The sequence below is a fragment of the Planococcus sp. TJ-307 genome, from assembly GCF_058268435.1.
The window spans coordinates 1-25,981 of record NZ_JBZDOJ010000009.1 but is presented as its reverse complement, the minus strand read 5'-3'; the positions used below and the strand labels follow the sequence as shown (position 1 = coordinate 25,981).

At 38.2% G+C, this 25,981-nt stretch carries 25 protein-coding genes; 7 read left to right on the top strand and 18 right to left on the bottom strand.

The window, feature by feature from the left end; translation table 11 throughout:
- Positions 1 to 24: 24 nt before the first annotated feature.
- Positions 25 to 2,076: a sensor domain-containing protein gene (locus AC4EHK_RS18385; protein ID WP_490980184.1), complete on the bottom strand. Its 2,052-nt coding sequence runs from the start codon at positions 2,074 to 2,076 to the stop codon at positions 25 to 27.
- A gap of 1,292 nt (positions 2,077 to 3,368) precedes the next feature.
- On the opposite strand from AC4EHK_RS18385, the gene AC4EHK_RS18380 reads away from it, so the two are divergent.
- The 4 genes from AC4EHK_RS18380 (at position 3,369) to AC4EHK_RS18365 (ending at position 6,490) form a co-directional block, all read left to right on the top strand.
- On the top strand, positions 3,369 to 3,581 hold the full coding sequence (locus AC4EHK_RS18380) for a hypothetical protein (protein WP_490980183.1): 213 nt from the start codon (positions 3,369 to 3,371) through the stop codon (positions 3,579 to 3,581).
- A gap of 231 nt (positions 3,582 to 3,812) precedes the next feature.
- Positions 3,813 to 4,169, top strand: a complete 357-nt coding sequence (locus tag AC4EHK_RS18375) for a helix-turn-helix domain-containing protein (protein WP_490980182.1) — start codon at positions 3,813 to 3,815, stop codon at positions 4,167 to 4,169.
- A 535-nt stretch (positions 4,170 to 4,704) separates the two neighbouring features.
- Positions 4,705 to 4,890 (top strand): IS3 family transposase, encoded by a 186-nt coding sequence (locus tag AC4EHK_RS18370; RefSeq protein ID WP_490980181.1) that lies wholly within the window; start codon positions 4,705 to 4,707, stop codon positions 4,888 to 4,890.
- A 1,399-nt stretch (positions 4,891 to 6,289) separates the two neighbouring features.
- Positions 6,290 to 6,490, top strand: coding sequence for a hypothetical protein (locus AC4EHK_RS18365; protein ID WP_490980180.1), 201 nt, complete (start codon positions 6,290 to 6,292; stop codon positions 6,488 to 6,490).
- A 98-nt stretch (positions 6,491 to 6,588) separates the two neighbouring features.
- Here the strand turns inward: AC4EHK_RS18365 and xerS are convergent, their stop codons facing one another.
- The 15 genes from xerS to AC4EHK_RS18290 form a co-directional block, all read right to left on the bottom strand.
- Entirely contained in the window at positions 6,589 to 7,704 is a 1,116-nt protein-coding gene (gene xerS / locus AC4EHK_RS18360; protein WP_490980179.1) for a tyrosine recombinase XerS, read from the bottom strand.
- A gap of 115 nt (positions 7,705 to 7,819) precedes the next feature.
- On the bottom strand, positions 7,820 to 8,563 hold the full coding sequence (locus AC4EHK_RS18355) for a Fic family protein (RefSeq protein ID WP_490980178.1): 744 nt from the start codon (positions 8,561 to 8,563) through the stop codon (positions 7,820 to 7,822).
- 177 nt (positions 8,564 to 8,740) lie between these two features.
- Complete coding sequence (locus tag AC4EHK_RS18350; protein ID WP_490980177.1) at positions 8,741 to 9,313, bottom strand: hypothetical protein; 573 nt, start codon at positions 9,311 to 9,313, stop codon at positions 8,741 to 8,743.
- 234 nt (positions 9,314 to 9,547) lie between these two features.
- Positions 9,548 to 9,736, bottom strand: coding sequence for a hypothetical protein (locus AC4EHK_RS18345; RefSeq protein ID WP_490980176.1), 189 nt, complete (start codon positions 9,734 to 9,736; stop codon positions 9,548 to 9,550).
- 251 nt (positions 9,737 to 9,987) lie between these two features.
- The gene (locus tag AC4EHK_RS18340; RefSeq protein WP_490980175.1) at positions 9,988 to 10,665 is read right to left on the bottom strand and encodes a DUF1129 family protein; all 678 of its coding nucleotides are present in this window, start codon (positions 10,663 to 10,665) and stop codon (positions 9,988 to 9,990) included.
- Positions 10,662 to 10,994, bottom strand: coding sequence for a PadR family transcriptional regulator (locus tag AC4EHK_RS18335; protein WP_490980174.1), 333 nt, complete (start codon positions 10,992 to 10,994; stop codon positions 10,662 to 10,664). Before AC4EHK_RS18335 ends, AC4EHK_RS18340 begins: the two co-directional genes overlap by 4 nt.
- Positions 10,995 to 13,454: 2,460 nt before the next feature.
- On the bottom strand, positions 13,455 to 14,696 hold the full coding sequence (locus AC4EHK_RS18330) for a leucine-rich repeat domain-containing protein (RefSeq protein ID WP_490980173.1): 1,242 nt from the start codon (positions 14,694 to 14,696) through the stop codon (positions 13,455 to 13,457).
- A 220-nt stretch (positions 14,697 to 14,916) separates the two neighbouring features.
- Positions 14,917 to 16,113 (bottom strand): c-type cytochrome biogenesis protein CcsB, encoded by a 1,197-nt coding sequence (gene ccsB / locus AC4EHK_RS18325; protein WP_490980172.1) that lies wholly within the window; start codon positions 16,111 to 16,113, stop codon positions 14,917 to 14,919.
- A gap of 293 nt (positions 16,114 to 16,406) precedes the next feature.
- Positions 16,407 to 16,880, bottom strand: coding sequence for a hypothetical protein (locus AC4EHK_RS18320; RefSeq protein ID WP_490980171.1), 474 nt, complete (start codon positions 16,878 to 16,880; stop codon positions 16,407 to 16,409).
- Between the two features lie 235 nt (positions 16,881 to 17,115).
- The gene (locus tag AC4EHK_RS18315; protein WP_490980170.1) at positions 17,116 to 17,376 is read right to left on the bottom strand and encodes a hypothetical protein; all 261 of its coding nucleotides are present in this window, start codon (positions 17,374 to 17,376) and stop codon (positions 17,116 to 17,118) included.
- 107 nt (positions 17,377 to 17,483) lie between these two features.
- The gene (locus AC4EHK_RS18310) at positions 17,484 to 18,620 is read right to left on the bottom strand and encodes a hypothetical protein (RefSeq protein ID WP_490980169.1); all 1,137 of its coding nucleotides are present in this window, start codon (positions 18,618 to 18,620) and stop codon (positions 17,484 to 17,486) included.
- 1 nt (position 18,621) lies between these two features.
- Complete coding sequence (locus AC4EHK_RS18305) at positions 18,622 to 19,890, bottom strand: hypothetical protein (RefSeq protein WP_490980168.1); 1,269 nt, start codon at positions 19,888 to 19,890, stop codon at positions 18,622 to 18,624.
- On the bottom strand, positions 19,859 to 20,731 hold the full coding sequence (locus AC4EHK_RS18300) for an ABC transporter ATP-binding protein (protein WP_490980167.1): 873 nt from the start codon (positions 20,729 to 20,731) through the stop codon (positions 19,859 to 19,861). The genes AC4EHK_RS18305 and AC4EHK_RS18300 overlap by 32 nt, the downstream gene beginning before the upstream one ends.
- Entirely contained in the window at positions 20,725 to 21,483 is a 759-nt protein-coding gene (locus AC4EHK_RS18295) for a hypothetical protein (RefSeq protein WP_490980166.1), read from the bottom strand. Before AC4EHK_RS18295 ends, AC4EHK_RS18300 begins: the two co-directional genes overlap by 7 nt.
- Complete coding sequence (locus AC4EHK_RS18290; RefSeq protein ID WP_490980165.1) at positions 21,476 to 22,024, bottom strand: RNA polymerase sigma factor; 549 nt, start codon at positions 22,022 to 22,024, stop codon at positions 21,476 to 21,478. Before AC4EHK_RS18290 ends, AC4EHK_RS18295 begins: the two co-directional genes overlap by 8 nt.
- 478 nt (positions 22,025 to 22,502) lie before the next feature.
- On the opposite strand from AC4EHK_RS18290, the gene AC4EHK_RS18285 reads away from it, so the two are divergent.
- Positions 22,503 to 22,952, top strand: a complete 450-nt coding sequence (locus tag AC4EHK_RS18285) for a YhfM domain-containing protein (RefSeq protein WP_490980164.1) — start codon at positions 22,503 to 22,505, stop codon at positions 22,950 to 22,952.
- A 115-nt stretch (positions 22,953 to 23,067) separates the two neighbouring features.
- Here AC4EHK_RS18285 and AC4EHK_RS18280 read toward each other — a convergent pair whose 3' ends face one another.
- Positions 23,068 to 23,442: a hypothetical protein gene (locus tag AC4EHK_RS18280; protein WP_490980163.1), complete on the bottom strand. Its 375-nt coding sequence runs from the start codon at positions 23,440 to 23,442 to the stop codon at positions 23,068 to 23,070.
- An 82-nt stretch (positions 23,443 to 23,524) separates the two neighbouring features.
- Positions 23,525 to 23,806, bottom strand: a complete 282-nt coding sequence (locus AC4EHK_RS18275) for a hypothetical protein (protein WP_490980162.1) — start codon at positions 23,804 to 23,806, stop codon at positions 23,525 to 23,527.
- Between the two features lie 340 nt (positions 23,807 to 24,146).
- Between AC4EHK_RS18275 and AC4EHK_RS18270 the strand changes: the two genes are divergently transcribed.
- Both AC4EHK_RS18270 and AC4EHK_RS18265 read left to right on the top strand, forming a co-directional pair.
- Entirely contained in the window at positions 24,147 to 24,794 is a 648-nt protein-coding gene (locus tag AC4EHK_RS18270; protein ID WP_490980161.1) for a DUF6088 family protein, read from the top strand.
- A complete protein-coding gene (locus AC4EHK_RS18265; protein ID WP_490980160.1) occupies positions 24,763 to 25,713 on the top strand; it encodes a nucleotidyl transferase AbiEii/AbiGii toxin family protein in 951 nt (316 codons plus the stop codon). Before AC4EHK_RS18270 ends, AC4EHK_RS18265 begins: the two co-directional genes overlap by 32 nt.
- Positions 25,714 to 25,981 lie beyond the last annotated feature (268 nt).

Here is a 25,981-nt window from a genome sequence, read left to right as displayed (position 1 = left end):
TCCTGTTTTGAGATACATCAGCAGTCAATTATCAGGTAGATTTTTACCCGGTGGTTTGCTTAGTGAAAAAACCACTTGGTTTTGTAAATATTTAGTCTCAAAATCACTTGGTTTCATGGGCTTATCATACAAGTATCCTTGAAAAACAACACAGTCATTTGCCTGAAGAAATTCTACTTCTTCGAGTCGTTCGACACCTTCAGCAACTAATTCACATTCAATGCTCTTCGCTAGATGAATCAGCGATTTGAGTACTGCTTCCGATTTGCGGTCTTGCCCGATTTTCTGTACAAAAGAGCGGTCTATCTTGATTTTCGTAATAGGGAAGTGGGTCAAATATGAAATCATAGAGAATCCTGTTCCAAAGTCATCAATTGCAATGGAGATTCCTTTAGACTTGCACAGCAACAAATGTTCTAAAGTTCGATCTGAATATGTTAATTCTGCTTGCTCAGTGATTTCAACCTCAACAAGTTGAGGTTCAATTTGATATTGTTCAATCAAAGTGAAAAAATGATCAAAGAATACAGGGTTAGCCAGAAGTGATGGCGTCATGTTGATGGCTGTACGCGGACTCTTGCCCAGACGTTGGGTCCAATCCTTCATTTGGATAAACACATGTTCAATTAAGTAAAGCGTTAAAGGAACAATCATGCCAGTTGCTTCAGCCACTTCAATAAATTCCAACGGGGAGATTTCTCCAAGTTCTGAATGATTCCAGCGAGCCAATACTTCAACCCCTGCAACATCACCTGAATTTCCATCAATTTGTGGTTGAATCAAATAATAAATTCCAACATTTTTCAAGGCTGTGGTTAAACTTTCTTCGATCGTAGATCTTCGAGAACGCTTGATGTGCATGATAGGCCGGAAAAACATGTACGAAGAGCCGTGGATTTTTTTAGCTTCGTACATTGCCGTTTCTGCATAGGAAATGACATCGCTAAATAAAGGGGAATCGTAAGGGTAACAAGAGATTCCCACACTGACACTGATAAATAGTGTATGGAGATGGTTGATGGTAAAAGGCTGCTCGAATAAACTTGTAATTTTTTTGACGAAAACATCCAAATTTTCACCATTTTTTACTTCATAGATAATGGTGAATTCGTCCCCGTCTAACCGAAAAACTTCACATCGGTCATTTATGAAGACCTTTAATTTTTCGGCAATTATCTTTAACACACTATCTCCAGCTTCGTGACTGTACATCGAATTGACAATTTTGAGCTTATCAACATTTAGGTAAAAAACAGTGAATTTCTTCTTTTGTTCTGTTAATGAGTGCGCCTTGGCTGTCAACAGTCTCCGATTTGGCAGGTCTGTCAAATAATCGTAGTGAGCAGACGTCGACAATTGTTCCTCAATCTTCTTCAACTTACTGACATCTTGGAAATACAAGGCAATTCCTCCCTTCTTCAAAGGACAGACTTTGACTTCGAACCAGACGTGCAGAGGAGAATAATACTCCACAAATTCAACGATGATTTGTTCTTTTAAAGCCTGTTCATAAGCTTGATGGAAAGGAGACCCTATCACTTCGGGAAAGAAATCGAGCAGCCCGGTTCCAATGATATCTTCGCGTTTTACTTCAAGTAACTGTTCGGCAACTTCGTTTATGTAGTTGAATTGAAGTTGATTATTCAGCAATGCAAAGCCTTCGTTCATGCTTTCTAACACGCTTTTTACAGTAATGGGTTCAATTTCGTGATGGTTGACGGGTTTATGCCAGATGAGCGCTCCATATGAATCTGATGAAAATAGCTGGATCCTTTGGACTTTAACAGACAACCATTGAGTCTCACCATTTTTTAAAACGAATGGGTAGAGTTGGTTGTGTTCCGTCAACGTGTCATTAATGACATTTTTAATAACTCGGATCTCTCTGTGTTTATCACGTTCGGCTAATTGCTGGAAGTAATCAGTACCGACCTCGCAAAAAGTCATTCCCACCCCATTTTCCTCGCAAAAATTGCTCCATGCTTGATTAACTCGTACGATTGCTCCACTGCCATCTATCGCAATCAAATACTCATCCATTGTGTTCATCCACGCTTGTATTTGTTCAGCTTTCATTATCTATCTCCTCCTCGTGAGCTTTCATATCTTCCAATAGCCAGACGTCAAGATTTGATGGAAACTTTTCAGAGAAAATCGATTGAATTGAAAATAATCAAAGACTATACGAAGGTAAATTCGACTGCTAGAATTCCAAAGCTGCTAAAGAAATCATCTGTCTTTCCAGATACACTTGTAGCGGTTTGAAGAAGTGGCTTCTACTTCAAAAATACTCATTCACACGCTCCCTAAAAAGATGGAAAATTCTTTTATAAAGGTGCAGAAGTCATTTTTTAATAAGGGGAAAGTCGATAATTGAAAGATAGATCCTTCAATATGTTTTCCATCAAAAAGCCAATACCAAATCGTATTTCCGAATGGAATAGATGCTTCCTTCTTGTGAAAGCAACATGATTTCAATCGCTTTACTAATAAAAGTACTTAACACATCCCAATTTGGTTCAAATATAGAAGGAAAATACTAAAGTATAAATATATTCATCCTCCGCTAATATAAATAAATAATGATAAAACGTCCATTGTCCAGGAAAAAAACTAGAAAAAATGTCTATGTACCTATTATCAAGTCTATTTAACTAATTCGTAAATAAGTATTTAAGCTCAATTAATTGGCTTTAATATTCTCCTTTTAAGGATTAAAAAGAGATTTTTCTACTTTTTTCGTTACCATAAATAAAAAATATAATATAAAAATAAAAAAATGACTTTAATGAATGACTTTAGTTGATGTTGGACACTGATTAAATAAGTTTAAATAACTAGATAAATTTTTATGTTCAAATACTATAAAATTTAGATTTTATTTTTCGTAAGACCTATCCTCATAGAGAAAGCAAAAAGTTTCTTGATTACATGGTTATAGAAGGAATTATAAAAGCATGTAAGTTTGACATATGAACGCTTATTGGTAAATAAGAATCCGAATTTTCTTTTCATCTAAAAAGTGTCCTTTTAAGAACGGTATGAATTGTGATTTTAAAATAGTTAATGAGTAATGTACCTTCAATTTAAAATCATTCCATATAAAATAAGTAGACAAATTTCTCTACTTATTAATGTTGACTTTATTATTTCAACGAACATTTAATCTCTTATTCATCTAATCGACGACGAAGTACTAGAGCTGAGACAGCTAAGGAATATCATAACCATTTACTTAAAATCTTCAAAAAAACCAGCGGAAGGTCAGCGGGCGTCGCAACATTCGAGACAAGAGTAGAAGCAGAAACTTGTACATCCAACATCGAAAACGATCATGTTATTACGGACGGAGAAAGGAGGGAGAGGTGATGAGTAAAAAGATTCTATTACTGATTACCGGGTTAATCATTCTTCTAATAATTGGAGGTTTTCAACAGTTCAATAGTTCAAAAATGGAAAGTGATCCTCCTGAGTTAGTGCTGATACACAAAGGGAAAGTTCTGAACCAGTCAGTTGGAGTCGTTTGCTGGTGTAACTGTCAAGAGGTATCTAAAAAGAAAGACCGTCAGATTAATCTGTGATTAAGTCAGTCTTCAAACTTCAAGGTCAATGAATTACCACAATAAGCTATGGTTGAATTGAAGTTTTATAAAACTAAATTTCGTAAAAACTACAAATACTTTAATAAGTATTATTTAACTGTATTGCAGAATTAAAAAATAATTTTCTGCTTATTTAGTCAAATATATTTGCGGAAGAAGACAAAATGCAATATATTAAAAATAATTAGAATTTTAAAGGAGAGAATATAAATGAAAAAACTCAGCAACCGATTGAGGGACTTAAGAGAGGCTAAGGGAATATCTTCTGAGGAATTAGCACAGAATATGGGTCTTGCTAAAAGTACGGTATGGGCTTATGAAAGTGGAAAGAAACAAGTCTCAGTAGAGCACCTTAAAAGATTGGCCGATTACTTTGAGGTGTCAGTCGATAGTTTACTAGACCGCAATAAACAGATACTTAACTTAAATATTCAAAATATTAGTTTTTTAGATGATTACAATCTAATTTTGGATGATCAGCCACTTAATCAGCATGAGATTGCTGAAGCTGCATCTTTCATTCAAGTAAAGCGCCGCATGGGTAGTTATGGAACTTTCACCTCCTAATTTATGGAAATCGAATAAAAAAGCTTATTCCTTTTCAGAGATCGTAGCGCTCCCCAAAAGTTAGAGTTCAAATCTAACTTTTGGGGGGTTTTTATCTGACAAAGTACAGTGAGTTTTTCAAACTGCGATTGGTGAAGAAATACTCGGAAAGCGATTTTGGGTATAGCCTGTCGAATGCCTAATCATATTTAAACGTTGAGCACATGCATATCAGGAATTTGGAGAAGAGGTATTATGGAGGGTGGGAACTGAACTTAACATGTGTGAAGTTCATCCAGAAATCCCATTACAGATCATAGGGCAAAGTCGGAACCGTCGCGAAAACTCAGTTGAACCGAAGGTTTTATACAATGTATACCCTGCAGAAACTGACGACTGATGTAACCAAATTCCACTCTACGGATGAAAAGAAGTTGTAGTTGATTCCGGTCATGAATCTTTATAACGATGAAATCATTGAAAGGAATACGGCAAAACGGTCGATCGTTGATTTCGCCCCTAGCCCCCAAAAGAGACCTGCGCCGACAACGCAACCATGGCAAACTTCTTCGGCCTCCTAAAGCAGGAAATGTATTCTAGAGAAATGTTGGTGTCCTACGAAGAATTAAAAAAGCGGATTGAGCGTTACATCTCCTACTACAACAACCAACGCATCAAACAAAAATTGGCCAGCATGAGCCTGGTGCAATACCGGACGCATGCCAGCCAGTTAGCTGCATAGATAAATTATAACTTTAAGGGTCACTATCGATAAATAGTTTGCAATTAAAGGGTTTTTGCCACGTGATTTATCTTTTCACAAAATGTTTATTTAACAAGATTTGAAGCGAAGTATGATTAGTAGTTTGCATTATAACTGCTGATCTAGTAAAGGAAGCGACTAGAGAAAAAAGAGCAGTTGATGGCAATCTACCAGAGAAAGAGTACAACCTACTCGTAGTTTCACTAGGCAAATTGAAAACAGTTTGTCATACCTAGCTTCACACATACTATTTGAGTCTATTGAGTCATCAACCGGTACGGCTATCCGATTTTCGTTCCTTTTTGATTAGTATTTGAACTGATTGACAATAAGGACATTCCTCATAAAATTCTTTCTGTTTCAACTGCTGGATATATGTTTGAGAGGATGTAAATTCTCTCTTTTTTACAGGTGTAGACAAAAACCCACAGGAGTCGCCCGCAAATTGCTGACGATGAATTCGTTTTTTTAAGTGGTCCTCAAAATAAGTGATTTAAAATCCTCCTCCTCTTCTTAAAAACGTAAAAAAGCCGAAAAGCACATGTATCCCTGCTTTTCGGCTTTGTCTCAGCACTATTTGTCTGCGACAGATTACCAACTGAAATTACTATATTTGATATTAAAGTTATACTCATTCGGTCATCGAAGTTGGAAACACTATTGTTTTCCAATTACATTGACCATACCAATTTTTTGTGAGTAAGTAAAGATATTACACGCACATCCCTATCGTTCATGAAGTATGGAATACTATTTTCAGTTTTTTACATGAGAAGAGCTTTAAAGACTTTTCATAGAAAAATAGGCTATACACAAGATGCCAATTCGTTTAATAGGATCATGGGATTTAGCATTGATATCTCTTAACAGATCATTATTTATTCGTGGGGTAGGTAAATTTTTAAGGAGTGAGAGAGAAAGTTCTGTTTTTAATCTGCAGAAGACTAATAGATGAGAGAAGAAGGCGGTAAATTGTATTTTTATTTCAAATAAAATAGAAAAACGAAATCTCTTAGCTAATCTCAAGCTAGGCGCCTTTCTACCAATTAGTATATATATTCGATATCCTCTTTATCAGTTAAAAGGAGAACAAAGAAACTTTTATAATAGTGCTGTTATTTGTAGAGAGTCTAAAAAAGACATTGGATAAAAAATATGTTGTTTTTAGGTTCTACCACGAATAGACATTTCTGAGATTGCTCCGTTCAGCTCTTTAGGAAATATAAGGTCGAATACTTAAAAATTTAAATTCTTATAGTGACTAAAAGTTATTTCAAAGTCATTTTTTTATTATTTTACAACAAAAAGAGTATTTTTATATAGAAAGGGTATACCATAGGTTATAGATATATTATAAGTAATGAACGGAGGAAAAACCATGTCAGACACGCTAACTTTCTATGAACTACGTGAAATTCACCTACTGGTTTCCTTTAAAAAAAGATCCCTTTCAACAAGTAGGGTGTTTCTCAAAACGGTAAAAGATCATAAACGTGCCTGGTATTTAGAAGATGATATTAAACTATCCGTTCAGGAAATTTCCGATTTGAACGACATGTTGCCCATCTCTTCTAAATAAATGCATGGAGTAGATAAAAGCAATCAACTAGTTGATAAAAGAAGGCACAGGAGATGAATTTAACATCTCCTTTGCCTTTTTGAAATGACTTTCTTAAGTCATTTGTTCTTTGCCCGATTAATTTCCATACGAGTCAACACCTTTTGATTGTCCTGGTTGGATAGATTCGTGTAAAGGGAAGTGGTTTCAATATTGCTATGTCCCAGTTGATCTCGAAGAAGGACAATATTGCCACCATTTCGTATAAAGTCAGCCGCAAAGCTGTGTCGAAGTTTATGAGGGCTTATGCCTTCTCCTTGCGCAAATGCAGCGGTGTATTTAGTCACCAAGTTCTCAATGGCACGACGGGAAAGAGGACGGGCTGTTCCACCATAAAGTGTGACAAACAAGAAGGGGATTTCTTTCGACCCCGAATACCGAGTTTCCCGAACAGCCAAGTAGCCTCTTAAGTGTTGAATCGCCTCATCCATAACCTGGACGGTATCTTCTTTCGCACCTTTCCGCTTGATGTCGATCAATTGTTTTTTAAGGTTCACTTTCTTTGCTAAAATGCGTGCTGTTTCGCCAAGACGGATTCCGCTGCCGAGGAAAAGAGAAAGAATCGCCAAATCCCGCTCCTTATCCCGATTAAAACGTTGGCGGGCAAGGCCACTCTGCAGTGTTCCTTCATATCCGTGTTCAATGAAATTCAGGAAATCATTAATTTCATGTTCATTCAGAATGACCGAACTGATTTTCTGTGCGCGACGGCTGGCCGTCTCTTTTTTTGTGTGCAGTACGATTTTGCTCATCACGTTTCGATAGAAGTACGATTCTCCGTGCTCATTCTCGGTCTCTTTTGTTAAGTAGTTAAAGAGCGATTTTAACGCATTGACAGAAAGGGAAACGACTGCCTGGCCACGCTTTTTCACGGTATTGTTCTCATGGGTGAGGGATTCTTCCTTCAGAAATTCAATGTAGTGTTCCACGTCCTGCTTTTTCAGTTCAGCTAAGAAAGAATAAGGAATAGAGGAAGTATCCAGGGCATCTGTCAGCCCTTCCCGGAGTGTCCACTGGAAAAAGTGCTGGTAGCGATAGAGATACTGCAACAAAGTGTCTGCTGAAAGCCCAGCGCGCTTTTTGGAACGGACATATTCGACGACATAGTAGGGCATATCCTTCAGTTGTTTCTCGATTCGCTGGAGAATTTGCAGTTCTTCGGGTGTCAAGGCCATATAAGTTAGTCTCCTTTTGGTAGTTGCGTTCAATTGTTCGCAAAATATAATTTAAGCGAACATATAAGGTGATAGGTACTTTTTCTAGAAAATCAAATAGTTAAAGAAATGAATCTTATAAAATCGCTTTTAAATATGTCGTTAAACCTTCTTCCACGCACTGTGCAATTAACTCGATGAAAGGCTGCGTATTGCCTTGTATGCTTGCTGTTTCCAACGTTTCATAATACGTTAAGCGCTGTGCGTCTTCAGCTTTGACGATAGCAGGAGGGAAGCCATAGCCCATTAGAATTAAGTTCATCAGCAACCTTGCAGTCCGGCCATTGCCATCTGCGAATGGGTGAATATAAACGAACTTAAAATGAAGCAATGCGGCCAGCTCCACAGGATGCATTTGATCCTTTTCTTGGTCATACCAGGTGAACAGCTCTTGCATTTCATTCGCCACCTGTAGGAAGTGCGGCGGTTCATGCTGGCTACCGGAGATCCGCACATTGATGGAACGATACCTGCCGGCATTTTCATCGTCGATGTTCTTTAAAATCAAGTGATGAATTGTCTTTAACGTGCGCTCATCCAGCGGCTCAGTTTGAGTGACCTGCTCCTCAATAAAGCTGATGGCCTCTGCATGGTTAATGACTTCGAAATGCTCCTGCAGCCGCTTGCCGCCAATCGTTAAGCCATCTTCCATGACGACTTTGGTTTCGATCAGTGATAAGGTATTGCCTTCGATCGCATTCGAATTGTACGTCCATTCCACACGATAAACGTCGCGCAGGTTCTTCACAGCAGCTACTGGAAGCGGTCTATGTTGGTCCAATTCCTTTTTCAATTCGTTAATGCGATTAAAATCGTTCATTTACTAGCACCTGCTTTTCAAGGATTGAAAGAATTTATGCTTTAAATATTCAAGGAGAGCTGGTGACTATCGAAGAATAGATTCTTCTATTGATTATCTTCAACTTCATATAAGGAATCCAAGAAATAATCGTATAATTTAATGTCATTTCTTTAGCTTGAATCTGCAATTATTAACTTATTTCTTAAATTCCATTGATCGAGAGTAACCAAAACATTCTCTAAATAGTTTTCTACCAATGTATTGGTGAAAGTCGACGTATTTATGTCTGTGATATTCATTCCAATAGCTAATCATTCTACTGTAGCTTTTACAAAATTCCTCTTTATTTTCACTACAGAAATCTTTAATACGTACTGTATCCCGTTCTTTCAAAAACTCATAAGTCATTTCTACAATTTCTACGACATATTCATCGCATATTTTTACAATGTAAGGAATAGTCCAATCTTCGTAATCCATCTGAAGCAGCGAACGAATATGCTTTTGGCGAATATATCCGTTACTACTTCTAGAAAGTATGCAATGCAGAATCATCTTTTGTCTTTCGGTTAAACTATCTATAAACTTGTTCGAGTTGTCATCGCAGTAGATGCGATTAGGAAAATTAATTACATGATTGTTTTGATAATATTTAATAGTATCCGGAGAGACTTTAAGAGTGAAGGTTAAGAAAAATTTAGTAGACAACAACTTAACAACTTTAGTAACGTCATCCTTTAAATGGTTGGGAAATCCTCTGGTAATCATACAACCACACCTTCATTCTATGTAATTTCAAGAATATATACTTCATTAATGACTTTAATAATTCAAAAAGAAAACCAATCCTATCATCTGAGCGAACTAAGAATTCAGCCTAAGCCTCAAAGATTCGGTTGAATTAAACTATTATACTAATTTTAACACATGCCTACTCTATATGTTCGTTAAATAAGTATTTTGCGAACATATAGAAGGAAAAGTCAAGGGCTCACTTTCTTGTTATTCGCCCCCTGCTCTTCTTCTATGGAGATCCCGGTATTCAGTCCGCATGTATTCAATCAACGAAAAGACGATCTGCTCTTCTCTTCCACTGAAATCCAAGTCAAAGTTCAGGCGATTCCCTTCAAAGTCGAAGGTATCCAGTATGTATACCACGCCCGGCGTCGCGTGACCGTGTTTGTGTTCCATTATCCAGTTTAGGATATAAGCACGAAGCGAACGATTTTAGAAACGTCGGTTATCCAGGAAGTCGGTAATAAACTTTTTTTTGAAAACAGAACGATCTTCCCAAATGTGATTAGCAGCCAGTCTAGGATGTAATTCATAAATCAGTTTCATTATATTTATCTTCGCTGCGGCTTCTGAAAGATAGATGGGAATCAGGGATATTTTTAAAAAAAGACCCCAGCAGAATCTTACCTGCCGAGACCAGATTCATATCAATATAGTTTCATTCGAACCATTAATTTGTATACCACCAATAACACCAGACCACCCAGGACATACGCCCACCACTCCAGCCGTATCACCGGACCAAAATCGGGAACAATCCAGGACAGAAGGATAATCAATCCAACGGCACCCCCGCCGAACAAACCGGCTTTTACGTAACCCAAAACCCTTTTTTTCTTTGGACCGAACAAAGTTGTGCGGACGATTTTGAAAACTACTGACACAGCTGAAAGCGAAAACACTACTACGGATCCGAAAATCACAAGCATGTTTCCAAGTGGAATTGACGAATCCACTTCCTGGAAGAATGACATGATTAATGTGACAACTCCAAACATAATACTGAACCATCCTGCGAGAGACAGCACCTGCGAGAAGATAAATAAAGCAGCATTACGCTTTTTCTCCTTCGGCAATGCTTCAATCACCTCATTCGCATATGCTTGGGGAGATTCACCGAACAAATCGGAAGCCTCTCTATCCTCTTCCTGCGCCTCGAGCAAATGGTCCAGCAAATCCATCAGCACTTCTTCCCCTGCCTGTTCATCAACACGGAGATCTGTCCGGATATAAAGCAGAAACTCTTCATAAAGTTTAAGGTTTTCCTTATTTAAAAATTCCCGCTTTTGGTTGTTTTCTTCAATTAGTACTTCGGCTGATCTCATGCCTCTTCACTCCTTTTCAGTAATTCGCTTACCGGCACTGCGATTTCTTTCCATTCGGCGGAAATTTTCTGCAGCTCCTCTTTGCCGCTGTCCGTCAAAAAATAATATTTCCGATTTGGACCTGATGCTGAAGGCTTCATTTCTCCGCGAATAAAACCATTCTTTTGCAATCGCACAAGTACTGGATAAATTGTTCCGTCACTAATGTCCGGCAATCCTATATTCTGAAGCTTTTGCGATAATTCATAACCATATATCGCTTCTTCCTCTACAACTGCCATGACACAGGCCTCCAAGACCCCTTTTAACAATTGGCTACTAAGCGCCAACGCGTTCACCTCTCCTAGTACTTGGTATAACAAGATAGTGGCACAAAAAAACGAACTACCTTGTATTGCCGAGTAGTTATCCATAGTATAGATTTATCTGAATTTATTGTCAAGACTTCAGTGGATCATTTAACGGGCTTAAGTATATTCCACTAGTTCCATGAATGAAGTTTCCAGTTAGTATTCATGTTCCATCACCTCTTACCTCCCTATAAAGATCGTCTCAAAATAATTAAACCAATTTCCGAACTTCCCCAGTTTTCAAATGCATTTACGCACAAAATCTAAAATTCGACAAACACATGCCAAATCATTTTTGTTAAACCGCTTCCAATAGAATGGTATTAGGATAACACCAATATTTTATGCGACCTTATTTTTCATATCCGAAAATATGGGTTTGAACAACTCTAGTGAATGATAAAAATGGCAAAAATGAATACTATTCTTCGGTTCGGCCTTTTAGAAATCTTTTTTTTATCTAACTTTTGATAATCTGATGATATGTTAACTGGTATCCATTCGAAATTCTGCTTTTAAAAGTTACTGAGCAGCTTATTGAATTTATCATTTTTTCTAGCAAATCCAAGTTCTTTTCTTGCTCTTCGAAATTTATTGGAATCACGATTCTGAATGTAACTTAATTAGACTTATGTTACATTCAAAACCTGTAAAATTTCATTTCAAAAAACGAAACCTTTACTGGAGAAAAATGGTATATACTATTAAAAAGGGTCTAGTGAAAGGGACGATGACATGTTTAAATCAAATCCCACAAATCAGTTGATTAAGATTATCCTTATTTGGATTATTTACTTTCTAACATTTACTAACGGTGTTTTTTCCTATCCTCAAGATAGAATCTTTATTATTTCAGCTACAGTATTTTATATTATATTAACTATTTTTTACCTTTGGAGAATAAAAAATCCAAGCAAAAAAGTGCGGGCTGAACAAATTGGAGTTTGAAAATAATACAAAATAGCGATAAAGACCAGGCAAAAGATTCCCCTTTTTCCTGGCCTTTTCGAATGTAACTTAATTAGGAATAAGTTACATTCGAAACCAATAGAAAATCTCTTAAAATTTATTAATTTAAGAAAAACGAAACCTTAATGGAAATAAATGGGTATGTTTATCTGAGTAATTTTTGATGAAGTGGATTCTACTTAAATTTTTAACTGGAAATATAAACGGCAGATACGAAAAGGAGGGACTATATGTTAACTAATGTTGGAGTACCAGGAATGATTATTACTGTTGTCGTTTTGATTGGATTAATCCTTTTATTTAGAAAAATATTCAAGAAAAAGAATTAATATAAAAGTTGTAAGACCTCCAGCAATGGAGGTCTTTTGAATGTAACTTAATTGATAATAAGTTACATTCATATTCCATAAAAATTTTTTCTAAATTCCTCTTTTTTAAGAAATGAAACTTTACTGGAAATTAATTGGTATAGTAACCATGGTGATTTCAATAAGAGAGGAAAGGGGTATCTATGAGTACGATTTCAAATTCAATTCTGATGTTTTCGGTATTATTTATCAATTTTATATTTTGGGATTATCTTAGATCCGGAACTATTATGTGGGTAGAAAATATCTGGCAATCTTTGAGCTTTGTTATCTTATTTCGTATTTTTAACTGGCTTATAAACAGGACTAAAAATGATAAAAAAAGCAGAGATTCAAATTCTTAAACGGATTTGAATCTCTGCTTTCAAAAGTCGGTTCATACTTGAGAGTGAATGTAACATAATTCACAATAAGTTACATTCAGATATTGAAAATATAATGATTCTATAAGCTTCCTTTCATCCGAATAACTTTCTCTTCAACTTCTAGACCTATTACAAATGAATAGTTCAGACTAAATACCACTTAACTACCTTTATATTTTTTACGTTTTTCAATTTAAGGAGGAGTTTGGAAGAAGCCGTTCATAAGCTCTATCGTAATTCCGTAAGCAATAATACCGGCTGGTGTAAAATTCGCTATTAGAGTAAAAATCCTTTTGATCAAATTTTCTTTGCTAAACATTGAAACAATGCTTAGGGGAAGGGCAAACAAAGAAGCTATTGACGAAATAAATATTCCTCCAGCTAGCAGAGATTGTACATTCTCATTCGAAGTACTCAATGATAAAAATATAGAGATGGGGAAAACAATTATCGTGAACAGTGCTATATAGAACGAAATAGTAGTAAACATCTTTAGACTTTCCCTCGCCAAAAGTTCCACCTTCCCTACTGAAATTTTTAACCCCGTCTGGATAACTAAGAATCTCTACAGTATTCTTGTACTGTAGTAATATGATCGACTATTTAACTAAAATAAATATTACTGAAATTGAATTTTGAATGTAACTTAACTGCACTTAAGTTACATTCGATTTCGCTAAGATAGCGCCTTTCATCTGTTTTCTACCTTAGCTCATAAACATCTAGTAAACTTTCCTCTACCATTCCCGCCATTCCTCAGTAATATCTTCTTCTGTCTCTAAACCAGTGTTTTGTGCTTTTTCTATGATGAAATCACAAAGTTCTTCCCGTTCAAGTGTCTCGATGAAAAAATTATATTTCTCATTTAATGCATTTAAACGAAGGATTGTTTCCTGTACCTTCCGGAGGATTTCTTCGTCACTCGGGTTTTGAAGATGAGAAATACCTTCACTATACTCTTGGAGCACTTTCTCTGTTGCTGTTAGATTTTCTTCTGTAAACAGGTCGTCTCCTTCGTCCATCCGAATTTTCCAAGCTTGCGTAGGTGATGAAGGCTGCTCCAACTGATTTTCGTTTTGCTGGACCAATTCAGCGTCTTGCGGCAATGATTTTTCTATAAAAAGAGGGCGGCCACTGCGACTATCCCCCTCTAGCAGCTTGTGAGAATAATGTTTCTTATTCGTGAAATAAACGTATTCCAGCTCGAGGCACAGTGAGACGTCCCCATCTAATACAGTGGAATCCCAAAATTTCATGCTTTTTAAATGAGGGAGGTGTTTTATGAAACGGATGGATGGAATCGTTCCACAGTTATTCAAAGCTAAATCTTCAAGCGACCAAACCTTGCCTATAGGAGAAAAATCCTCTATTTTTTTCGCAGCCTCTATTTCGAGATCCTTCAACTTTCCCGACAGATGCTGTACCGCGCTGATGTCCATCAAGCTCCTCATTCTGAACAGGCCCAGGCGCCGCAACTTCTTCAATCCTTGGATCCCTTCCAGGGACGTGATGTTGGAGCTGATGAGCTCGAGATCTTCAAGCGCTTCCAGGTTTGTGAACTCCTTCAAGTTTTTCTCTTTTGATTTATAGCCCCAAATCTGCATTTTCTTCAAGTTGATTAGGCTGCCGATGGCAACGGCTTTTGGCGGCAGTGTGCCGTAAATCCCTTCCAACGTGGTCAATTGGCGAAAATCAATTGTCAAAGAAGGGACAGCATCATCGATGGACAAATCTTTAAGCGACTTCAAGTGATAGAGACCGCTTAAATTCTTCGCATTCAGCCCTTGCAGCGACAAAGATTCAATACTTGGACATTCACTCAAGAAATCGATTTGTGATTCTTCATAGTAATAGGTAATCTGTACACTTTTAATCTGGTTTGTTTGAATGTATTGGATAGATTCTTGTACATTGTATTTGCCAATTAATACGGTGATGCCATCCTCGTCGTTTCTAATGCGTAAGTTACTTTTTTCCATAGGTCCTCCTTAGTTCTCTTTTCTCTCTTATTATCAGAATCGAAACTCTTACGTTTAATATACTCAGAACTTATAATAATATCTACATAATTTTGGAAATGAAAGCATTCGTAAAAGTACACTTTATCAAACGAAAAGGGATAGAAGATGCTAATCAAATCACATCTTCTATCCCTTCGTATTTTAATAGCTTCTACTTTCTCTTTTGAGCTTAAACGGGTTAAGCGTACGAATGAAGTCCCGCAATCACTAAGTTCACAAAAATCTGATTGAAAATGATGGTTCCAAAACCGATGATGGCCAGCCAAGCAGTCTTTTCACCCGTCCATTCTTTGCCAATCCGTAAATGAAGAAAAGCCGCATAGAAGAGGAATGTAATCAACGCCCAGACTTCTTTCGGATCCCAGCCCCATAAACGGCTCCAGGCAATTTGTGCCCAGATCATCGCGAAGAACAAACCGCCAAGCGCAAATAACGGAAATCCAATGACCACTGAGCGGTAAGAAATCTCATCCATGAGCGTCAAATTGACTTTGCTCGTAAACGGCTGCAGCAGCTGTGCAATTTTCTTGCGTGTCATCAGGCGGATCAGTAAATACAAGACAGAACCTATTAGGAAAGACCAAAGAACTGAGTTTAACTTTGCAGTTTCGATGCTATTTGGAATTTCGAGAAGACCGGTATAATGATTCGCTGGCTCGTAGCTTCCGGCAGTTCCAGCGACCGGTTGTGCATCAATCGGCACAACGATGGCTGGCATGGAATAGTTGTAAACCTGAATTTCCCCCTGCTGGTTTTCAAATTGGTAGCTTGCGTTGTAATCGGTCATCCGAAACGCAGACGTCACGAGAATGAAACCGACAACGACAACCAAGAAATACAAAATCAGTTCTAAAAAGAACGACCGTTTTCCTTTTTGAGATGTGTCCACATGCTTCAACAAATAAATCAGTCCCGTGACAAACGACACAGATAGCACTGCACTGGCAGTCGCTACCGTAATGACATGGATGGTAAGCCAATGGCTTTGAAGTGCTGGAATAAGCGGTGACACTTCGGTAGCAAACATACTGGCATAGGCGATGATCAGGATAGCTATCGGCAACAGAAATAGACCGACGACAGGCTGACGGTACAAGTAGTAAAACACCAAAAAGCTGCCGATCAGCATAATACCAAAGAAAGTCAAGAATTCATTGAGATTGCTGACGGGTGCATGACCAGAAGTTACCCAACGAAGGATGAAATAATTCAATTGCGCTAAAAAGCCGATGACTGTCAAGGTCAAGGCAATTTTAACAGCGACCTGCTTGCGGGATTTTACTGCAATTCCAAATGGCATAATCGCAATTAGTAAAATGATAAAAGAAAAGAACAAAGACGAACTGCTTAGCGAAATTAAAGATTCTAAGGACATAGTTACACTCCTAAAAATTTAATGAGATAAATGGAAACAATCATACCAATAATACCATTATTTTCAAACTGTAATCCAAGTCTATTGTGTGTCAGATTACCATTTCGAAAGACATTCAGCATTTTAAGATAGTAAAATGGAATCTCTCTCTACAAAGCTAGTAAACAATTGAAGTAATTTTAATGTCAAACTCCTTTTAAATTCTTCAAAAAATACTGTACACCCATTATTAAATGAATGTCTAATAACAAAAGTGCAGCATTTTCTCTTTATGAATTCAGGTTTTTTTATTTTTAAAAAGTGATATTCCATTCTGCCTTTAATTGAGTAAGCAAATTCTTCGGAGGTTCAACGATGAAGTAGGAAATCCCATCTTGATTTACTTGAATCGTACCATCTTTATAAAAAAGAAGGAGATAAAGGTCTTCGCTTGAACTGTCAACGCTGGGTTTATTGTAAAGCAACATTCGGTAGTTTCCAGGGACTTCGAGTTCATCCGTTCTTTCTTGAAGTTCCTTCTCATTAGCTTCAACAAGTTTTTTTCCATTTAGTAAAGCAATTAAATCATTTGCTTTGTCTTTCCCACTAATTAACATCTCTTCATAACCACTCGTTTCAACTATTGAATACGCACCAGAAACCAATACTCCTTCATAACCTTCTGGGCTGTTAATCATAAAAGTTTGCGAAGTACTAGCATTCATACATCCGCCTAGTAAAAGTGTGAGAGCAAAAAAAGAGAGAAGTAAGATATTTGAATTTTTCATTTGATTCCTCCTTAATCTATGAATTATAGTTTATTATATTATGAATGGTAAAATTCACATTTTAAGTATTTTAAAGTTTTCATCCTAGATAACAACGTTGTAAAAGTACTCTTTTACAGAAAGCAGAAACAAAGAGAAAATGGGATGCAGTCCTGTTCTTTGATCAGCCTATTCTCTCCCTTTGTATGTAAGCAACTTCTAAAGACATTATCTATTTTCTACTTTTTCTTAGCCGTTAGTTACTTTTGGGTTCTGTAGTTGCGATCAGTTGCTTTAAGGCGGTACAAATTCGATCATCCACAACCTGTTTTATCAATCCCATATCCTTAGCTATCTCTTCATTCGGCATATCCTGAAAAAACTTCCTCACAAGAATATCTCGATCCAAGACACCTGTTTTACTCATCAATTTTAATAGCTCGGTTTTGTGTTCCCTTATCAGCAGTGTCTCCTTTTGGGACAGCGTGCTGCTTCTTTTTGAATAATTCGTTCTCATTGAAGCCTCACCTGCCTTTTCATTTTTACTGAATTTCACTTCCGGAGATTGAGCAACTTATGAAGTTCTAAAAAATCTTAATGGTTATAAACTGGCGTTGCTGCTTGTCAGACTAAGTCTCTCCGCAGTTCACGTTTCCATATCCACCAAGAAGTCATAAAAATAACCAAAAACAAGACAACATAACCGGTAGGGACGAGCATTTGCGGAAGATAGATGATGATAATATCGCGGATCAAGTACATGGTAACCCCTGCAATCATAAGGAACAGGACAACAATTTGCAGTCCAATCAAGATAATGGCATTCGGAACGACGGTTGAAATGGCCATGGATAAAACCGCGAGCAAGACTGCGACAAAAAAGATGGCTGCGATGGATAAACCAATGTAATGAAGGAACGTCATATCATACCAGTAGTCAAAAAAGCGAAAGGATGATAACGGCAGTCCAAAGTGGGAAGCTGTTCCATTTGTACAATACAAGCCCATATATAGCATTGACAGAGCGATTGTCAGTAGGACCGTGCTGCTTATGCCGGCTAGCCATTTGGTCCGGTACACGCGTCTTCCATGTTTGGAAGTATACTGGAGCGAAAGCATTCCAGAACGACCATCCCGTAGAAACACTGGGGACATCAACATGGCCACACTGATTAATATGATGATGGCCATGTACGTCTTATAGGCATAAAAATTGTCGAGAACCACGCTGGAGTAAAAGGCAAACTGTTTTTCCGATAACTGTTGTTCATAATGCTGCTGTCGGGAACCGGTAGTCTGTTCTGTTTTCGCTTCAAGAGAGATGGCTTCCGTTCCAAAGTTATCAATCAGCGATTCCCAGGCTTGCAGTTCCCAAAGCAAATCTTCGCGGCTCTCAAACATCAAATTTGCAGAGTAATCTCCCGATTCAGGATCAGTAAGTTCTACGCTCCGAAACTCTTCGTAGCTCGTAATTCCGAGCTGCTGCGCTTGTTCCTCTTTTTTAAAAAAGCTATCGGCCGCTTCTACCCGATCTGCATAGAGGGTTTTTATTTCTTCGAATTCATTTTCATCGATTCTGGCCCCGTATTCCGGAATGAGCTTTTGTTCAATCTCCAAGAGATTTGTGGCATTCGGACCGTTTGGGAAATACTCGAGTTCAAAATCCAAGAACGAATAAAACAATAGAACGTTGACCACACCAATGAGAAGCAATAGCTTCCATGAAAAAATCTTCTTCATTTCCATGCCAAATAAACGCATGTCATGACACATCCTTTATCAAAAATCTTCGTATTCCCCAGCCGCTGCTAAGCAGGGCAATCAGCAACCATAACAGAATCGTCCACAGTTCAAAGTACTGAATCATACTGAACGTAGTACCCCCAGTAAAGTACATATGAGGATTTAGCAGCACCAATGCAATATTTAGACTCGTGATGAATTGCAGCACTGGGAATGCATTCAAAAAGGACGGCAGCAAAAATACGGCCACAAGCAGACTGATACTGAGAATCCAGGTGAAGTAACTATTCTTTACGTAAAGACTGATAGCGAATGTCAGCATGGCCATAATCAGGACAACGACCAGTTCGGTCAAGAGAGTTAAAAGCAGGTATTGCCATACGGTAAGCGGCCACCAGGTGATGTAAGGAAGCTGGTATTCCCAGTTAAGTCCACTGCTAATAGGTGTTTGCCAAACGCTCGAGTAATCGTAGGTAAGAAAGAAGATGCCAAGTGAACAAGCAGCAAGCAGAACGAAAGCCAGGAAACTAACACCCATCGCTGCGGAGAATTTATGCCATATTAAGGAACGCCCTTTTTTTGTGGTATACACCGTAAACTGTGTTCGATGCTCCACTTCGTAGTTTGCGATGAGAGCCGTGATTAAAACAACAAGCAACACAGATTGAACCGCGATGTTCTTCACTAGAGAACGGAACAATTCGCTGTGCATGCGGTATTCGCCTGCAAAAAACCATATCTTGTATTCTTCTGTTTTCACAATTTCTTCATAGCGGCCTTCCCATTTTGTAAATTGGCTGTCCATAAAATCCGCTAGACGTCCTTGCACCGGAGATGTTTTGAACAGCCCCTCTTTCAGTTCATTCATATTGATGGCCTTATAGCGTGATTCCAGCTCTTCCGCCAACACATAATATTTGTACTCTAAACTGATGCGATCGGTTGCCACTTGTTGACTTCTATCCATCAAATTATATTTCTCAATCGTCATTCCCTCTAAATAAGTCTTGGCATCTTGGTCTGTTGCAAGTTGACTTACATTTTCCTGAATAGTTTCCTGCATTTGCTGCAAGTTGTTTTCGGTAATGGTATGGCCATATGTAGAAATAATGTTGTTCACGATTTTAAGTTCGTCTTTTACATAGGACTGGCTGATTAGTTGAAAAGCGTTAAATGCGATAAATATGACCAGCAACATGATAATGATCGGCGAAGTGACGGCTTTTTTCATCTCATACCAAATAATCTGCATTGCGTTACCTGATGCTGCTTTCATTGGCGTATTCAATTAAAAAAACGTCCTCCAGTTCAGGTGTTGACTGTCTCCATCCAACTTCTTTTGGTTGGGATGCAAAAAAACGCACCAGCATTTTTCCTTGTTCCTGCTTTTCTTTAAGTGTCAGGTACTGCTTTCGGAAATCCGTAAAGGTTTCATAAGGCATAGCGACTTCATAAATCTTTCCTTGCAGACTTTCGCAAATCGTCGCGACATCCCCTTTATATAAGAGGGTTTGGTTGCGAATCATGATGATTTCATTGGCGATGGACTCAATATCCGAGACGATGTGCGTGGAAATCAAGATAATGCGCTCACGTGCCAAATCGGAAAGCAGGTGACGGAAACGGGCCCGCTCTTTGGGATCGAGTCCCGCTGTCGGTTCATCCAAAATCAAAATCTTCGGATTCCCGAGTAACGCCTGAGCAATTCCGACGCGTTGAATCATCCCGCCAGAAAACTTCCGCATCTTTTTATGCTTCACATCACTCAGTGCTACCATTTCTAATACTTCATCGATGCGTTGCTCCACTACGTTCTTTTCCATCCCTTTTAAAGCCGCCAGATAGCGCAAGTATTTTTGTGGTGTGTAATGCTTATAGTATCCGAAGTGCTGCGGCAGGTAACCAATCAGTTCTCGGTAGGATTCCCCGAGTGCTTCGATCGGTTTACCGTTGTAAAGGATTTCGCCGCTTGTCGGTTTGATCAAGGTGACCAACATTTTAATGAGTGTTGTTTTCCCAGCTCCATTTGGCGCCAGCAACCCATAGATGCCATTTTCCAATTGAAGGTTCATGTTCTGTAACGCTGTAAAATCCCCATACTCTTTGCCCACATCACTGATTGTCAGCATGTCCATAATCCCTCCTGTTTCCTAGTAAATGCTTTTTTGAAAGTGTAGAAAAAGAACCCTATCAAGATAACCAATATACCGGTATAAACCACAAGCGGGAGGTGGATGACAAACTGCAGATAAGCATCTTTCATCAGGAACAACCAGCCACTATTTATAACCAGCCACCCCGTTGTATAAATCGCTGTCCTGCGCCAAATATTGCCTCGTGAAACGAACCACAGCAATCCTGACGCAAATGCAAATAGACCGGTAAGAGAAATCAGCCATATACGTAAAAATTCGACTTCGAAATTAACAGCCATAACGAACGCCGCTGTCATGTTAATGAAGAGTGAAATGCCGCTGAATACCAATATCCGTACCGCTATTACTTGGAAAATTGTGATCTTCATGGTCATCTCAAGCTCAAACGTTTGTTTCTCCCATTTTTCATAAATTGCATAAGCTGTCAGGAAAAATAGTGACGTCGGCGCCGTAAGAAAAGTAGATCCGTAAAGGAAAGGAGACCTTGAGTTTTCCACTGAAGCAATCAGCCCTAAACAAAAGATGGTGAGAATCAATAAGAGACTGGTGAAAATCGTCTCTCCTCGGTTCGGAAGCAAATACAACCACCCCATTTGGTTCTTGAAGTCACGCATCTCTTTTAGGAAATAGCGTTTTGCAGGAAAGGCTTTCTGCACAATCAAGGAAGCCTGTCGATCTATTTCCAAATCATCCGGAAACGGCAGATTCCGTTTTTCCTTAGTCATTACGTTTCCCCTCCATTTCCTTTCGTATAAAACGGATTGACTTGTAATAGGTTGTTTTCACCGTTGATTCCGGCAGCTGCAGCGTGACAGCAATTTCCGCAAAGGTTTGATCCAGGAACAATTTATAGCGGACGATATGTTGTGCTGTATGATCACAAAGTGTTAAGTATCCCTGCAACTCTTGTATCTGTTCTTTTTGCATGAGTTTCTGCAAAACATTTTCTTCGCTTTCTACATCCTGTTCTTCTATGTAGGCGGTTTGTGCGGTTGTCTTGTAGCCTTTCGAACGGAAATAATCAATGCAATGATTGGTGGCAACACGGTATAGCCATGTGCGGAAAGAAGCTTTTCGTCCATCATAATTACCGATGGACTGCAACATGCGAATGAACACTTCCTGCGTTAAATCGAGCGCTGTCTGTTCGTCGACTACTTGCTTATAGACGAAAGCAAATATCTCTTTGTAGTAGTTCTTCACTAATCGATTCGCGCTGTCTTCATGTGCTGACCGCTGCACACGCCGAATCCATCGCTTTTCCAAATCCACTTGTCCTCACATCGCTTTCGTCATTTCATCTATATATTCGTATCATTGACAGAAATAGTTTTAAATTCTTGATATTAATTTTATTATAAAGAAAACCTAGTTCCTCAACGGTAACACTCATTAACGTTTAGGGTTGCTGATAAATCCTTAACTTTTCTGATGCAATTTTAAAGATCACGAAATATTTAGGATTGGTTCTTTCATAAAAAAAAAAGAAACCAAATAGTTGGTTTCCCCTCTTTCTTTAATTGCTGATTTATAAACTAAGCATCGATGGGAAGTCTTGCTTTTCAAGATCCACATAACTCTTGATTTCCCACCCATCTACTTTTATTTTCGACTAATTTATGCCAGCCTTATAATTAGTAAACTAGTAAGACTGTTCTTAATTTAAATTTTTAAGATGAAACTCAAAAGGGGTAGTCTGCGTCTAAATGGAATATTTATGTAATACAAAAAGGAGTTGGGATAAGTGAAGAACACTACCTTGATATTAGTTATAGCTTTAGTATCTGCTATTCTTTTGGGTTGCCAAAATGAGCATGAAACTGTTAAAGCCGAAAACCCGAAGAATGAGTCTGCAAGCAATGGAAATGATCAGTTAGTAGAAAAAGGTGAAATCATAAAAGTGGAAGTTTCTAAAACAAAAGGAGTCGCCCCAGCGGTATATGAAGAAACTGATGTTCTTGCCACTTTTTACGATTTATTCTTAAGTGCAGCCAAAGAACCAGGTGCGGCTAATGTGACAGACCCAGAATTTCATCTGAAATTAACTAACGAAGATGGGAGCGTCCAAAGACTGCATTTATGGATTGACGATGAACAAGAACCGAGTATGCTGATGAATCCGAATGATACTCATACGGTTTATACATTATCACCAGCTATGACAGCTCAACTAATTGAACTGATCGAAAAATAAATAGATTGTGTGAGAGATTCAAAATGAATTCGAACCATAATTTTGAATGTAACTTAATTCACAATAAGTTACATTGAGAAAAAGATAGCAAACTTTAAAAATACTCTGATACCCACTATTTTATATCCGTCAGTATTAATTTTTCCGTCTTTCCATCCCACTTAATTTCTGCTTCAAGCTCATCGTCTTCTTGAAAAGTTCCGCAGCCTCCACACCCATTATTAATATTGGCTGTTCCATCTGTTAAAGGTGTTCCTGTTTGTCCCATTTTGGTCAATATGGTTCCAATTTGATAATCAACTGTTTCTGGAATTGGTCCATCTCCTACGTACTTAAGAGTTCCAGTAGCTTCTTGTTCATCATCGTTAGCAACATCCACCATGTAAAAAACATCCCAATTATCGGCAGACCCTGAAAATTCATAAATTCCGCCATTACTACAACCATCTAAACCAAGTAAAAGGATAATCAATAAAGAAATCTTTTTCATTCCTTTGCCCCCTTATAAAGTCATTTTCGAATGTAACTTAACTGCACTTAAGTTACATTCACATTCGCTAAAATTAAAAGGTTTACGATATCCCTGTTTCTGATGAATTAGAATAGAATTTATCATGCATACTTAAAATGATTCCACACGCTAATACCGTCGTCAAAAACGAACTTACGTACAGAAAAGGAGAAGGTGCATAGCCGAAAGCAACTTCGCTTGGCAGATTTTCTACATTTGCCCAGGCTTCTTCCCAATCTGGTTTATAATTCAGTATTTTTACGTATCCCACTGCAAAAGTAGTAGTGAAGTAAATACCATGGATAGCAATTGCTCCTATTAAAGCTTTTGAAGAAATCCTCATCCTAATTCACTCCTTCTCTTCTAGTTTTTAGTATATCAATGCATCCCTGATTCGTATATGAAATGTAGATTCCATCTTAACTAAGCATAGTGAGACAATAGTCATTTATATTTCATAGGTTCTTCTGGTTCAAAGCGTTCGTAAAAGTACACTTTTACGAACTTTTCAGGAAAAGATGCAACTCTGATCAGACATATTCCTTCTTCCTCTACCTTATTACCGCGCTATCTTATCACTTTAAAAATAGAAGTTCATCTTTTAGTTCCAGCAATATCGATTGTAACGTTTTTTGAAAGTTATTTTATAAATATGTTACAATGTAAGAAAGAGGTGAGCACCAGTGGAACTCTATCAATACCTATTAGATGAATACGGATACGACGAACCCATTCTCACGGAGCAACTGAAAGAGGAGCTCAAGCTGAATCCAAGTACACTTAGGCAGTATATCAAGCGCCTTTCTGACAAAGGGCTACTTGCGAAAGTCCAGAATGGCATCTATTTCATTCCAAAAAAGAAGCCAATGTTTGGATCGGCTGTGCTAGATACGGATCAGGTTGTTCGAAAGAAATTCTTGGAGGACCAGAATCGTATCATTGGTTACAAGTCAGGCACCAATTTCGCCAATGCTTTGGGTCTCACTTCCCAAACAGCAGCGGTTGCGACCATCGTGACAAATAATGCTTCCGCCGCAAAGCGAGAAGTGAACGTCTACAAAAAAAGGTTTATCATCCGAAAAGCGAGAGTGAACGTGAATCGATCCAACTACAAGCTTCTTCAAGTGCTCGATCTATTGAACAATTACGAGCAGTACAGCGAAAAACCGCTCGAAGCGGCAAAAGAGAAAATCCTGACATATCTAGAGGACGTTTCAATGAATGAGCGAGAAGTAAAGGAATATCTCAGTGTGTACCCGATAAAAACAAAACTGAGAGTATATGAATTGGGGTTATTTGATGCGATTGCACGAAGAGAACGAGTTGTTTAATGAGTTGATCCGATCGGCAGCTGCAGCGTATGGGCTACAGAATTTTCAGGTTGAGAAAGATTATTACGTATCGTTGCTTCTGAAGAAACTGGTCTCCAGCTTCCCTGGCGTTGTATTTAAGGGTGGGACTTCCCTCTCGAAATGCTACGATGTCATCAAGCGTTTCTCAGAGGATTTAGATCTCAGCGTTCCGCTTGGAGAAAGCAATAAGCTGCCGAGAAGCGAAAAAAAGAAGCTGAAGGCGGCAATCGAATCTGTGATTGAGGACCTAGGCTTTTCATTGCTTAATCCAGAAAAAATTCGATCAGGACGAGAATTTAATGAGTATGAAATTGGCTATCGAAAAGTATTTGAAGGTGACAGCGAGATGTCCCCACACATCCTTGTGGAAACGAATGTCGCTTATAAGCCATTTCCATTCGAACAGCTTGAGGTAAGTAATTACATCTCGAAGTTTGTCATAACGGCAGAGGGCGACAAAGCAGAAAAAGAACGGTTTATGAATGAATACGGGATGAGACCATTTGCGGCTAATGTACAGACGATTGATCGGACGTTTCTTGATAAAATCTTTGCCATCTGTGATTATTACGAAAAAAAAGAAAGCACTCGCTATTCGAGACACCTATATGATCTTCATATGATTGAGAGAAGTGGGTTCGTCGATGCAGAAGGATTGAAAATGCTAATTTCTGAAGTGATTGAGATTCGAAGAGGTGGTCGGGATACGGCTTCCTGTCAGCCTGGCTATGAACTAAAAAAGACAATGAACGAAATTATTCGTACCGATTTCTATAAGCAGGACTACAACCGCAATACAAAAACGTTCCTGGCAGAAGACGTGTCTTATGAAGAAACCATTGATAGCTTGAAAAAAATAATCGACAGCGACTTTTTACCAACTATCATCAACATATAAACGCCCATCCAGTTAGCTGGTTGGGCGTTTTTTGTCGAAACCATGAAAGTAATGTTTTTTAATTAAGTATCGAAAAGACCGGAGTCCCTTTTCTTTTGGAGCTTTAGTGAATCACTTGGTTTCATTAATAGGTGGTTCTGCTTCCGATAATCCCTCATATGTAAACCATTTGTGTAAAGTATGCTTGACGTTAAGCAACCTTTACATATATACTGAATTTATCAAATGAGGAAGTGATGAAGTGAATAATAAATTGAAGGAATTTCGA